Raw genomic sequence first — 12,736 nt, forward strand, 5'->3', positions numbered from 1 at the left:
CCTCCAACCGTTTCTTCAATACATTCTCGGTGCGGTCCTCATCGCCTATGTACTCTATCCACTACAGGTCCGCTTCCAAGCGGACACATCGCCCTCGGTGGTCGCCTTCGCCCTCTTGGTGCTGTCTGTCGTTGGATTGATCGCTCCGTTCGTAATAGTATTCATAACTGTCGTAGATGCCGCCGAACGAATCCTACAGGATCTGAACAGGAATCCGGCACAAATCGAGAGAGTAGAATCCCGCATCGAGGAGTTGCTTGGACGGGAGGTCAACCTGACTGAAGAAATCGTCGAAGCAGGACGGGAGATCGGGGCTATCGTAATTGAACGCTCTACTGAAGTGTTCGGAACGATCACCTTCCACCTGCTCGGGATCGCGCTGGCACTCTTTCTCGTGTATTACCTCCTCAAGGACGGGAACGAGTTACTCGGTTGGCTCAACGAAACCATTCCGCTCCCGGCGGAGCAGCGGCGGGATCTCTACAGCGAGATAGACGACGTGATGTGGGGCGTCATCTTCGGCCACGTAGCTGTTGGCATCGTCCAGGGAATCGTCGCTGGCGTGGGGTTCTTCGTAACTGGCGTTCCAAATCCGGTGTTCTGGACGGCCGTCATGGTCGTGTTGGCTATGGTGCCGCTCGTAGGAACCATTCCGGTATGGGGAGGGGCCGTCGTCTACCTGTACCTGACGAACGAACCGGGCTTCGCCGCCGGGTTGTTCATCTATAGTGTCGTCGTAGTGGGACTGACTGACGATTACCTCCGTCCGTTCGCCGTCGATAGATACGCGAAGCTCAATCCTGCCGTCATCCTTCTCGGCATCCTCGGCGGCGCGTACGTGTTCGGAGTTATGGGGCTGTTCTTCGGTCCCGTCGTTCTCGGTGCACTCAAAGCCTCACTTCGTGTCCTCTCGGATGACTACGCTCGGATTGAGGATGAGTACATGAATTGATCACGATAACACAGTCTGTCTATAAATTAATATGTAGGACTGTCTCTCGTTTCAGCGTTCCAGGTCGCTGTCTGAATCCATGTACGAGTAACCAAACCCCGAAAAGTGGGCTCATGTGGCGGCAAATCGACTCTGGCGTTTGATATCAAGTGAATCCTCGATCTCACCCATCACCGCTTCGAGTGCATCGGTCGCGGTGACGAGCCCGACAACGGTCTCCCCGTCATCACGAACGTGTACGAGAGTAGATCGGCACTCGCAGGTGTTACAAAAGAGTAAACGCAAATCACAGCCTAGGTATGGAGAACGTGGCCGTTACTGAACCTCGCTCTGTATCTACGTATACTGTCCAGATTGAACGACGAGGTGGTCGGGGCGAAGCGGGAGCGCGAGCGCTGGAGCGACACCTTCAGAGTATATCCGGCGTCCACGACGTTGATATCTCCTTCCGAACTGGGACCGCTCGAATTACCTACGACGGGAGCGTCACGTCCGAAGACGCGCTTCGAGACGCGGTTCGTGACCGGTCGGTCTCGATCCGAGACGAACCCTGACGCGGACGACGAGAGCACCCGCTCGGAACTCCGACGGGAGGCGGTGTTTGTTAGGCTGACGCTGCTCGGAATGGTGATCGGCCTTGCTACCGGCTGGCTTGACGGTCCGCCCCTACTCGGGTGGGCCGGCTACGGCGTCGCGTACATCTTCGGCGGCTGGTATGGACTCAAAGGCGCGGTCGAGACGCTCCGTGATCAGAGAGTCGACATCGACCTTCTCATGATCGTCGCCGCAATCGGTGCCCTCTCGATTGGGGCCCCATTCGAGGGTGCGATGCTCCTCTTCCTGTTCTCACTCTCAAATACCCTTCAACACTACGCAATCGGTCGCTCGCGCCGAGCGATCAAGTCCCTTGTCGAGCTTCTGCGAACGCACTTGGGCTACCGGCTCTCATGCTGGAGTCAGCGCCCCGTGATTACTAAAAACCCTCAACTATATCGTGGCAAAATGAACTGTCAAGAGACGGTTAAGGGACACTGGGGTACAGACGAGACCGTCAACGAAGACGTTCATAATAGGGGTCCGATCAAATCTCCAAGTGAAGAGAGTCGTCCGGACAAGGCCGCGATCAATTTCTGGTGGGACGAAGATAGCTTGGATCCGCCAGCAGAGTGGTGAGGCCTGAGAGGACCCAAACCCCTTGGCGAACTGCGAGGGTGCCAGTGACGGCACTGGTAGCGGTCACGCAGGATCTGTAGACCAACAGAGTCCGACACAAGTTATCCAGCACGCGCTACCTCAGTATAGTGGTAACAAAAGTTAACCCTCAGGCTTGCATTGACTCTTGTTGAACGCCTGACGGAAGAGGGTGCGTCCCGTCGCGGGTTGAACTCAAGCATAAAGCTGCTGAGGTAATTTATAAGGACCTCACTGCCGTCCCGTCAATTCCAATCGAGGAATGTATCGATGGGCGCTGCAGGCTCCGGTTCGACTATCGAACGAATCGTCCTTTGAGGCGTGAGGCCGGAGATTTCGGGAGATCTGAGATACACCGAAAAACACAGTAATCTGTGTATCCATATCTTCCTGTATGCCCAGTATCACGGTCAACGTGGACGACGACCTCAAAGAGCGAATGGAGAAGCACCCGGAGATTAACTGGAGTGAGGTCACACGACAGGCCATCCAAGAGAAAATCGAGGCACTCGAAGTGATGGACGAACTCACAAGCGGGAGCGAACTCACTGAGAGTGATGTGCAGGAGATTGCCGACAGAATAAACGAGAGTGGACGCAAGCGCGTTGACGAGGAGTCGGCGTAGAAACGACGAATGCAGCTGGTTATCGACGCCAACGTCGTCATCTCCGCACTCATCGCTGACTCGAAAACACGGGAACTCATCGTCACACTCGAACCGGACCTTCTGACGCCGGCGTTCGTCTACGACGAAATCGAGAATTACGAGGACTTAATAGTGGAGAAGTCGGGGATGGCGCCGAACCGGGTGACACAGTTCATCGACCTCCTGTTCCAGTACATCGAAGTCGTTCCTGCGGACGACTTTTACCCCGCTATCGAAAGAGCAGACGAAGCAATCGGTGAGACCGACCCCGACGATGTGCTCTATCTGGCGTGTGCGATCGCCTGCGATGCGGCCATCTGGAGCGATGATTCCGACTTCGACGAGCAGAATCTGGTCGAAACCTACTCAACGAGCAACGTAATCACCTCGTTCGATACGACCTGACCCGGACGGGATGCACCATAACCTGCGAATCCGTCCCTCTCCAGACGGTTACTTGACATCCGAACTGGAGGCCCGGGAAAGGAGGTAGACCGCGATACCACCCAACAGGAAGTCGAGTCCAATCAAGACAGCCACACCGGGAACGACGCCGTCGAGCGTCCCGCCGAACCACGAAATGTCGATGACTGTCATCACGTCTTGGTCGATCATAAGCGAACGTGCAGCATCGACGCCGTACGTGACCGGGTTGAGACGGGCGAACGTCTGAATCCAGTCGGGGAGTGCCGCGAGCGGAAGGAACGCACTCGACAGGAACAACAGCGGGAACTGCAACAGGTTCGCACCGATGATGGTCGATTCCTGATCTCGTGTGAGAATCGCCAGGGCATTGGAGAATGCAACGAACCACAGCGAGAAGAGAACCCCGACCGCAACGATGCCGACGACGCCAACGACGCCGGTGACGATTTCCGCACCGAGGAGGACGCCGAGCCCGAGAATGATCGCAATCTGCACGGCGATCCGGAACACCTCCGCGGCCGTCTTGCCAACAAAGACAGCCGTGCGGTTCATCGGCGTAACGAGCACCTTCTCGAACATCCCGTTCTCGATGTCGTTTACCAGGCCCACGCCCGACGTGATCGCCGCTGCGAGGGCGACCTGAATCGCAATCGCGGGTACCAGATACGTCTCGTAACTGATTCTCGGGAGTCCCTGGTTGACAGCGCCACCAGCCACGTTCCCGAACACCTCCGTGAACAACACGAGGAAGATGATCGGCTGCACGAGCGACACGACCAACACGAACGGGTTCCGGACGGCCTTGAGATTCCACCGTTTGAAGTTCACCCATACGTCTCCAGTGAACGTATTCCCGGAACGTGCGTCCGGGCGTGTCGAGGGTGCTGTCGGTTGCTCATCTGCCTCTGGCGTACTCATCGTCCGGCCTCCATCTCATCGGTATCGAGTTCCTCACCGATAATGGCCAGGAAGACGTCGTCGAGCGTCGGTGCACGGATGTTGAACCCGGTCACCGTCAACTCAGCGTTCCGGAGGGCAACGAGTAGGTCGGTCCCGTGCTGCCGAGCTGTCTCCGCGGTGACGCTGATGCCCTCGTCCGTTTCGGTGACAGATGCGTCCGCGAACGCATCGAACTCTCGTGTGATCGTGGCGGCCCGTTCCCGAGCCGCCGGACCGCCCTCCACGTCCACGTCGAGGATCTCGCCGCCGGCTTCGCGTTTTAGGTCCGCGGGACTCCCCTCTGCCACTATTTCTCCGTCGAGGATAACGGCGAGGCGGTCACAGAGTTGGTCGGCCTCTTCGAGATACTGTGTGGTCAGGAAGATAGTCGTTCCGAGATCGTTGATGCGACGGAAGTAGTCCCACAGGCGGTTGCGGGCCTTCGGGTCCAGTCCGGTCGTCGGTTCGTCCAGGAAGACCAGTGGCGGGCGGTGGACCAGCGCAGTCGCGGCGTCCAGTCGCTTCTTCATGCCGCCCGAGAACTCCTCGGCGCGCTTGTCTGCGACATCGGCGAGGTCAACGAGGTCGAGTAATTCGGTGACGCGCTCGGATCGATCCTCTCGCGGTACTCCGTAAGCCTCGCAGGCGAATCGGATGTTCTCCTCGGCGGTGAGTTCGGGGTCGATGCTCGTCTCTTGGGCCATGTACCCGATCGACTCTCTGATCTGGCGGGCTTCCGAGCGCACGTCGAAGCCGTTGACTCGAACCTCCCCGCCGGTCGGGGACAACAGCGTCGCGAACACTTTTATCGTCGTCGTTTTGCCAGCTCCATTCGGCCCCAGAAACCCGAAGAACTCTCCTTTAGGGACGGCCATATCTATTCCTTGGACGGCAGCAGTCCCGTCGGAGTAGACGAGTTCGAGGCCATCGACATCGATTGCGGTCGGCGGTCCAATGTCGGCGGGTTTCTCCTCGCTGCCGGACCAGTCGTCTTGAAATAGGTCGGCTCCCGCTGATTCCTGTGATGACATACCTTTACTACTGGATATGAAGTAATGTACTTTCAACTTCGAAGTCTGGGTGTTGCTACAGAAGTCGAAGTTAGAGTTCGTACTCGATCGCCCAGTGGTGAAGGTGGGCGAACACGGGGAACAGTGATTCCGCCTTCTCTGTCGGTGTGTATTCCACGCGAGGCGGGACTTCGTCGTAGGCTTCGCGGTCGAGCAACCCTGCTTCTGTCAACTCCTGTAATCGCGTCGAGAGCGTGTTCGGCGCGACGTCGAGTTCGGTTTCGAGGTCGCTGAACCGGAGCGGTCCCTCGGCGAACGCGAACGCACTCAGAACAGCCATCGTGTGGGTCTTCCCGAGGAGATCGAGGAGTTCTGCCACCGTCTCACTGATGCGTTCCTGCTCCTTGGCGTCGAATGATTCACGAAGCGCAATCGCTTCCTCACGGGACAATCCTGCGCTCATATCAGGTACGTCGGGCGGATCGCTCGGTTCAGTCATGAGTGTTTGAATAACTTTACTTGTTAATTTGTATCTTTGGTTATTGGTCGATTCTGGGGCCAATACTTCGAAACTTCGAAGTTGCAAGTATATACTCTCCGAGTTGCTATTTCGCGTATGCGAATCGCCGTATTCGGTGCGACCGGGCGAACCGGTCAACCACTCGTCGAACAGGCAGTCGAACGCGGACATAAAGTGGTTGCCTTCGTCCGGGACGCGACCGGCCTCTCATCCGCACTTCGGAACGACGACCGAGTGAGTATCGTCGAAGGTGACGCATACACCAATGAGGGCGTCGAACGCGCGATTGCTGGCGACGGCGACCCCGTGGATGCCGTCGTCAGCGTCCTCGCGCAGAGTTCCGAGGGCCCGGACGACTTGCTGACAGAAGCCGGCCGACACATCCTCGCGGCGATGAACCAACACGGCGTCGAGCGGTTCGTAACATTGGTCGGTGCGGGCGTCCGCGAGGACGGCGAATCGGTGAGTCTCGGCGGACGGATGATGGGTGCACTGTTGAAACTGCTCGCGCGGTCAGTGCTCGAAGACGCCCGCGATCAGGTCGAACTCGTGCAAGACAGCGAAACTCGATGGACGGTCGTCCGCGGACCACGGCTCACCGAAGACGCACATACAGGCGAGCTCCGGCACGGGCCGGACCTCTCACTTGGAATGCGTGACACCGCGGCGAGGGCGAACGTGGCCGAGTTCATCCTCGACTGCCTCGAAGACGACCTGTACGTCCACGAGATGCCGAAGGTCGCAGACGCATGACGACCGCCGAACACACTATGACCCGGTCACCGTCCGTCCCGGTGCGTGGCGGGCTTGCCGTCGTGCTCGCCGTGCTCGCTAACGTGGGACTGGTGCTTGGCGTGGACGCTCTCGGCATCGCTCCCGAATTCCAGGCGTTGACCATCCCGCCCGTTGCGTTCCTGTCGGCGCTCGGCGCGGGAGGGGCAACAGTCGTCTACTGGCTTCTCGGTCGGTACGTCAATGATGCTGATCGGACGTTCGTGCGGGTGGCCGCTGGGGTGTTACTCCTCTCGTTTGTCCCCGACGTTGCGTTGCTCGCAATCGACCCAGCTGCGACCCCGCTTGCCGTCGTCGTCCTCATGGCGATGCACGTGGTCGTCGCAGTGGTGTCGGTCTGGGTGCTCGTCTCCTGGAGGACCGGACAGTGACAGAGTCGATACTCGTTACCGGCGCAACTGGAACCGTCGGTCAGAATGTCGTCGCCGCACTTTCGGACCGCGACGTCACCATCAAGATCGGGGTTCGTGACCCCGAAACGGTCTCGACGGAGGTCGCGGATGCTGGGGACGTGGTTGAGTTCGACTTCACCAAGCCAGAAACGTGGGGTCGTGCACTGACAGACGTCGATGGCATCTTTCTCGTTCGACCGCCGGTCGTAGACAAATCAGACATTGGATCGTTCGTCGAGGCTGCAGACCGTGTGGGTGTCGCCCGTGTCGTCTATCTTTCGACACTCGGTGCAGAGAAGAACGTCCTCATCCCTCACCACTGGATCGAGAACCGAATCACGGCGACAGATATGGAGTACACGTTGCTGCGGGCGTCGTTTTTCATGCAGAACCTCCTCGAAGTCCATCGCCAGGATATCGTCGAACACGGCGAGATTTTCGTGCCAGCCGGGGATGGGAAGACAAGTTTCGTGGACGCGCGGGACATCGGCGAAACAGCCGCAATCGTGTTGACCGAGTCCGGACACGCGAATCGAGCCTACGATCTCACGGGGCCTGAAGCGCTGGACTATGGAGAGGTCGCTACCATCTTCAGCGACGTTCTAGATCGGCCAATCAGTTATCCGAATCCGTCCCTGCTGGCGTTCACACGACGGATGCGCCGTCGGGGGAAGCCACTGGGATTCATCGCACTTATATGTGGCATCTACACCACTGTACGCCTCGGATTAGCTGCCCGTGTGACCGACGACAGCCGGAACCTCCTTGGCCGACGCCCACGGGAGATGCGAGCGTTCGTCGAAGACCACGCAGACGACTTTCGCGGCGACTCCCAGCCAAATGAGTCGCTGACCGGGAACGATGCTGAAAACGGATACGTCGAAACACGCGGACCACCGGTCCCGGACAGCGCCTACGAGATCATCAACCCGGTGGTGTCGCGTCTGTTGCGGTCGCCGCTGCACTCACTCGTGAGTGACTCGATCATGCTGTTGACGTTCACCGGGTCGAAAACCGGCGAGGAATACACCACGCCGGTCGGATACTGGGTGAGAGACGGTCACCTCATTGTCACCACGCAGAGCCCGTGGTGGCGGAATCTGAGGGGTGGTCAGCCGGTGTCCATGCGGGTTCGGGGCCAGCACAGAGAAGGTCTCGCCACACCGTATCCAGACCCCGAAGACGTTGCGCAGTACATCAAGGAGTTCATAGATCGTCAGGGGACTGATGCGGCCCGACGGCTGGGTATACAGATTCACGGTGATCGGAAGCCGACTCTTGACGAACTGGAATCTGGTGTGGAGGGGACAGTCGTAATTGATATCGAGTTAACTGATGACAAACCCCAGTACGGTAAGTGCGAACCGATCCCGGGTATTTGTTCAGACAGCTAATCATACACTCACGCTCTGTATCCAATATAGTAATCGTGACAGGGTGTGAGATTGTTACGTCAATCGGCGATTGATTTTTCTCTACCGACGAGTTTAGCTCTACGCGAACTCCTGTGGACACCACTCGACTCACCACCCACCGAACGAACGCACCGGCGCTGCGTTCGATCGGGATTCGCCCTGCCGCTGTCGGGCGATTATATCCTTAAAAATATGGGCGCTGCAGGCTCTCGTTCGACTGTCGAACGAATCGACCTTTATGACTTGAGGCGGCCGAAGTCGGGCAGTTGAAAACAGTGCATTCGATAACGTCCTTGAGATGGTTTCTTCGAGTCAGGAGGGTCGGTCGGTAATCTCGTCCCATTCGACAGCGCGAGATCGTTCGAGATACCTGTCCACAGTGGCGTTGGCCCACGAGACGATTGCTGGGTTCGTACTTTCCAACAGCCCCTGGCTTTCCCCCTTCTCGTCACACAGCCAAAGGTGGACGGTCTCGTCAAGAACCAGCAGAACGAACGAAAACGGTTCTTCATAGCCTCGTACCAGAGAGTCGGTTTCGGCGATATCGCGCCAGCGTTCGTTCGACTTGGGGTCATCCCCGAGGTTGTCGAGATACGTCTCGGCGAGAACACACTCCGCGGTGAAACGCCCCGTCACGGCTCCGTCGTGGATAGCCTCGACGTACCCCGGCGGAGCGGTTCGGGCGACACACCGGAACCGAGTGGCTTCGGAGAGCCGATCGATGCCGTAATCGAAGGGCTTGGTCGGATTCATCCCCACCGGCGTGACGAACTGTGCGTCCGCGAGGTCCTCGACGTCCAAGCCCGTCACGTCGAGCGGGAGGAGTTCGACCGCGTCGCCGAGTTCCTGGAGCACAGTGACGGTATCGAGGAGTGGAACGAACCGTTCGACGACGAGGGAGCCGGCCGTCGTTATCTCGTAGACTCGTCCGTTGCATTCGATCCAGCCCCGTTCTTCGAGTTCTCCGAGCGTGCGCCCGAGCGTCGATCGAGGGGTCTCGGTCGTTGTCCCCAACTCGCGGCGTTCGCGCGGCCGCTCTTCGAGGGCGCGCAGAATCCCCAGCCGAGTTTCCGATCGCGCTAGGAAAGCGACGTCGTCGATCGGTGAAACCATACCGCAGTATCCGCGTTTGGAGTATTAAATCACCCGCGCGTCGAACGTCTCCCACACCGTGGGAACCTCCCGAGGAATGCACTCATAGCGTCTCCCGCCTGTAATACCTTCATGAGTCGAGATACGACAACGACCGCGAACACACCTTGGGAGTTGTTCCGACGAACTGCCCTCAGTACACCCGACAAGGAGGCAGTAGTCGATACTCGCCGCGACGAGCGGTTTACATACCGGGAACTGCACGAGCAGGTGTGTGGACTCGTCGGAGCGCTGCGCGAACGCGGCGTCGGCCGAGAAGATACGTACGCGACCGTTCTGAAGAACGGCGTCGAACAGACCAGCGCCATCGTCGCCCCGAGTGCGCTGGGCGCGGTGGCCAACACGGTGAACTACCGACAGTCACCCGACGCGATCACTCACATCCTGACCGACTCCGAGACTCGGGTCGTGATCTTCGACGAGGCGAACCGCGAAGTCATCGCCGGGATACGGGACGACCTCGACACGGTCGAGGCGTTCCTGTACGTCGGTGACGAGCCGCCGTCGTGGGCCGACGACTACGACGACGCCGTCGGCCAACGCAGGGGAGCGACGCCCCCGTCCCCCGCGTTAGGCCCGTCTGATCCCGTGTACCTCGTGTACACCTCGGGGACGACCGGCGCACCGAAAGGGTGTCTCTACACGAACCACCGATTGGTCGAAACACTCCTTCACGTCAAAGCCGAGTTTCGACAGGACGACGAACGGGCGCTTTTGATCGCCCCACAGCCTCACGCTGCCGGGGGTATCGGCGGCGGAACGACTCCCGTGTTCTTCGGCGGGACGGTAATTACTCTTCCCGACTTCCATCCCGTTCGCACGCTGGAGAGGATCGAGCAGGAATCGATTACCTATCTACTGGCCGTGCCGGCGATGTTGCAGGCGATGATGAGCGCAGATCCATCTCGATTCGATACCGGCACACTGGAGATACTCGTCTCGTTTGGATCGTCACTGTCCGCAGATCTCGCTCATCGCGTCACAGAGGTGTTCGATCCGGACTACGTTGGGAATCACATGGGTGCGACTGAGATTGCTTGGTACCTGACTCGGGACGTCACAGACGACCTCGATGCGGCTGCCTCACCGGGAACCGCCGCAATCAATGTCGAAACACGCGTTGTCAAACTGGACGAGAACGGGGAAGCAGGCGGTCCCGACGACCGCTGTGAGTCGGGGGAGACAGGAGAACTCGTCGTGAACACGCCGTACGGCATGGATCGGTACTTCAATCGAGTGGAGGCGACTGACGAGGCATTCCAGGACGGCTGGTATTACACGGGTGACCTCGGCCATCTCGACGATGACGGACGCTTCCAACCCGAGGGACGGAAGACGAATATGATCATCTCCGGCGGCATCAACGTCTCCGATGTCAACGTCGAACGCATCCTCCGAAATCATCCTGCGATCGTGGACGTTGCGGTAGTCGGTGTACCCGACGAGAAGTGGGGAGAACGGGTTGTTGCATCCGTCATGAGAGAGTCGGACTCGTCACTGACGGAAGCAGAGCTATTGAATTGGTGTCGAGAGCGGGATGACCTCGCCGACTTCCAGCGTCCCAAAGCAGTCGAGTTTGTGGACCAGCTCCCGCGGTCGGCGACGGGAAAAGTTCAGAAGTTCAAAATCAATAAGGAGATCACGTCGTAATTCATGACCGAGATCAACGACGGGCGGGTTGCTGCCGAACTGGAGGGTGATTTCGTCGTCTTCCGCATCGGAATGCGAGTGCACAGACTCTGGAAAGTCCGCAAGTGGTTCCCCATCTTCCGGGGGATGCCGAAGATGCTTGACGAACTGGAATCCGACCCGGATAGCGGGTTGTTGGCATATGATTCTAACCTCGGGATTCGTAAACACGAGTTCGTCCAGTACTGGCAATCGTTCGAGAAACTCCGTGAGTACGCACTCGATTCGGATTCCCGTCACGCTCCGGCAATGAAATGGACGAACCAGATTATAGAAGAGAGCGACGCGGTCGGAATCTGGCATGAGACCTATCTAGTGCACGGGGATGAATACGAGACCATCTATCACAACATGCCAGTCACCGGACTGGGAAAGGCTGGAACACTACATCCTGCGACTGGACTCCGTAAGACTGCTACCGGACGACTCGAACAGACTGGCAAAAACGACGTGTGAGATAACAAAAATAATCTTTCGAGTGGTTCCGGGCGGAATCGTTTCGAGACACAGTAAAGAATTAAATCGTACAGACCTGCAGGGTGACTTCTGTCACTACATCCGGTAAGTAGACTCGATCTCTCGACTAATTCGTTGCTTACAGACAGAACCGTTTGACGCCCGATTTTTCTAACTACAATTCACCAGGATCAATCAACGATTGATTTTCTGAATAGCCACCAGTTTGGCTGCACGCGAACTCCCATGGACACCACTCGCGTCATCGGCCATCGAACGAACGCACCGGCGCTGCGTTCGATCGGAAGTCTATCCCGCCGCTGTCGGGCGGTTACATCCTTCGAAAATATGGGCGCTGCAGGCTCTCGTTCGACGGTCGAACGAATCGACCTTTGAGGCGTGAGACGACTGAATTTAGGGTTTGAGAATCGGCCTATTTGACAGAACACGTATGTATTTGTAGAACCGTGCTACATACACAGCGCCTATCTTGCACCGGGTACTCGGCAGTTCACCGCCACTGTTATTGATCGAAGTGCGTGAGCACGATGACTAGTAGAGGATACCTGTGTAGGTTTTGGATGGGACTTTATCCACTAGCCTTTCCGGGCGATAGTAACCGGCGTTGGTGAGCGGCGGACGACGGTCTCTGCGACGCTACCGAGAAGAACACGTTGAACTCCGGAACGGCCTTTACTTCCCATGACGATGTGATCGATATCGTTTTGCTCGGCATACCGGATGATTGCTTTAGCGGCGTTCCCATGGATGGTTTCTGTTTTGATGGGCTGGTCGTGATTGTCAGCGATCAACTTTGCCTCTTTGATGATCTCCTCTGCTTGGTCTTGGGCGCGCTCAACCGCGGTCGCTGTTGGCTCAGTGGGAAACGAAGTGACGTGGACAATGTGAACTCTAGCGTCCGGAAAAAGGTCGAACGCGTATTCGAGGGCGTTGTCCGAACTCGCCGATCCGTCTACTGGAACGAGCACGTCAACCATACTCAACACAAAAGGAATATTGGATAAAACACTTGTGTTGCATAGAACCTCAATATTCAGCAGTCGCTTTCTGACAGAAAATACAGATTTCGTGTCAATCGGCGATTGATTTTCTCCCTTGCCACCAGTGTGGCTGTACGCGAATTCTCGTGAACACC

General features: G+C 57.7%; 13 protein-coding genes and 2 pseudogenes. 10 read left to right on the plus strand and 5 right to left on the minus strand.

The window, feature by feature from the left end; genetic code table 11:
• The 4 genes and pseudogenes from U4E84_RS14490 to U4E84_RS14510 all read left to right on the plus strand — a co-directional run.
• On the plus strand, nucleotides 1-952 hold a 952-nt coding region (locus tag U4E84_RS14490; RefSeq protein WP_322532823.1), incomplete at its 5' end, for an AI-2E family transporter.
• Nucleotides 953-1,260: 308 nt separating this feature from the next.
• Nucleotides 1,261-1,870 (plus strand): annotated as a pseudogene (locus U4E84_RS18990) (heavy metal translocating P-type ATPase); the annotation flags it as partial.
• Nucleotides 1,871-2,537: 667 nt separating this feature from the next.
• Entirely contained in the window at nucleotides 2,538-2,768 is a 231-nt protein-coding gene (locus U4E84_RS14505; protein WP_322532826.1) for a hypothetical protein, read from the plus strand.
• A 9-nt stretch (nucleotides 2,769-2,777) separates the two neighbouring features.
• Entirely contained in the window at nucleotides 2,778-3,194 is a 417-nt protein-coding gene (locus U4E84_RS14510; protein WP_322532827.1) for a PIN domain-containing protein, read from the plus strand.
• Nucleotides 3,195-3,242: 48 nt separating this feature from the next.
• Here U4E84_RS14510 and U4E84_RS14515 read toward each other — a convergent pair whose 3' ends face one another.
• From U4E84_RS14515 to U4E84_RS14525, 3 genes are all read right to left on the minus strand, one after another.
• Nucleotides 3,243-4,133 carry an ABC transporter permease gene (locus U4E84_RS14515; RefSeq protein ID WP_322532828.1) on the minus strand — a complete coding sequence of 297 codons (891 nt, stop codon included), beginning with the start codon at nucleotides 4,131-4,133 and terminating at the stop codon, nucleotides 3,243-3,245.
• Nucleotides 4,130-5,185, minus strand: coding sequence for an ATP-binding cassette domain-containing protein (locus tag U4E84_RS14520; protein ID WP_322532829.1), 1,056 nt, complete (start codon nucleotides 5,183-5,185; stop codon nucleotides 4,130-4,132). The genes U4E84_RS14515 and U4E84_RS14520 overlap by 4 nt, the downstream gene beginning before the upstream one ends.
• Nucleotides 5,186-5,255: 70 nt before the next feature.
• The gene (locus tag U4E84_RS14525; RefSeq protein ID WP_322532830.1) at nucleotides 5,256-5,663 is read right to left on the minus strand and encodes a helix-turn-helix domain-containing protein; all 408 of its coding nucleotides are present in this window, start codon (nucleotides 5,661-5,663) and stop codon (nucleotides 5,256-5,258) included.
• Between the two features lie 117 nt (nucleotides 5,664-5,780).
• Here U4E84_RS14525 and U4E84_RS14530 point away from each other — a divergent pair, with 117 nt between their 5' ends.
• The 4 genes and pseudogenes from U4E84_RS14530 (at nucleotide 5,781) to U4E84_RS19000 (ending at nucleotide 8,262) form a co-directional block, all read left to right on the plus strand.
• A complete protein-coding gene (locus tag U4E84_RS14530) occupies nucleotides 5,781-6,437 on the plus strand; it encodes an NAD(P)H-binding protein (RefSeq protein WP_322532831.1) in 657 nt (218 codons plus the stop codon).
• A complete protein-coding gene (locus tag U4E84_RS14535) occupies nucleotides 6,434-6,847 on the plus strand; it encodes a DUF6069 family protein (RefSeq protein WP_322532832.1) in 414 nt (137 codons plus the stop codon). The genes U4E84_RS14530 and U4E84_RS14535 overlap by 4 nt, the downstream gene beginning before the upstream one ends.
• A pseudogene (locus U4E84_RS18995) lies at nucleotides 6,844-7,692 on the plus strand (SDR family oxidoreductase); the annotation flags it as partial. The gene U4E84_RS14535 and the pseudogene U4E84_RS18995, both read left to right, overlap by 4 nt.
• A gap of 162 nt (nucleotides 7,693-7,854) precedes the next feature.
• Entirely contained in the window at nucleotides 7,855-8,262 is a 408-nt protein-coding gene (locus tag U4E84_RS19000; protein WP_345785517.1) for a nitroreductase/quinone reductase family protein, read from the plus strand.
• A gap of 333 nt (nucleotides 8,263-8,595) precedes the next feature.
• Here the strand turns inward: U4E84_RS19000 and U4E84_RS14545 are convergent, their stop codons facing one another.
• Nucleotides 8,596-9,396 carry a hypothetical protein gene (locus U4E84_RS14545; RefSeq protein WP_322532835.1) on the minus strand — a complete coding sequence of 267 codons (801 nt, stop codon included), beginning with the start codon at nucleotides 9,394-9,396 and terminating at the stop codon, nucleotides 8,596-8,598.
• A 111-nt stretch (nucleotides 9,397-9,507) separates the two neighbouring features.
• On the opposite strand from U4E84_RS14545, the gene U4E84_RS14550 reads away from it, so the two are divergent.
• Together U4E84_RS14550 and U4E84_RS14555 are read left to right on the plus strand one after the other, a co-directional pair.
• The gene (locus U4E84_RS14550) at nucleotides 9,508-11,085 is read left to right on the plus strand and encodes an AMP-binding protein (RefSeq protein WP_322532836.1); all 1,578 of its coding nucleotides are present in this window, start codon (nucleotides 9,508-9,510) and stop codon (nucleotides 11,083-11,085) included.
• Nucleotides 11,086-11,088: 3 nt separating this feature from the next.
• A complete protein-coding gene (locus U4E84_RS14555; protein ID WP_322532837.1) occupies nucleotides 11,089-11,580 on the plus strand; it encodes a DUF4188 domain-containing protein in 492 nt (163 codons plus the stop codon).
• Nucleotides 11,581-12,176: 596 nt separating this feature from the next.
• Here U4E84_RS14555 and U4E84_RS14560 read toward each other — a convergent pair.
• Nucleotides 12,177-12,736: universal stress protein (locus U4E84_RS14560; RefSeq protein ID WP_322532838.1), on the minus strand; the 560-nt coding region annotated here is incomplete at its 5' end.

This window comes from Halorubrum sp. AD140 (assembly GCF_034497445.1).
In the GTDB taxonomy this organism is placed as follows: Archaea; Halobacteriota; Halobacteria; order Halobacteriales; family Haloferacaceae; genus Halorubrum.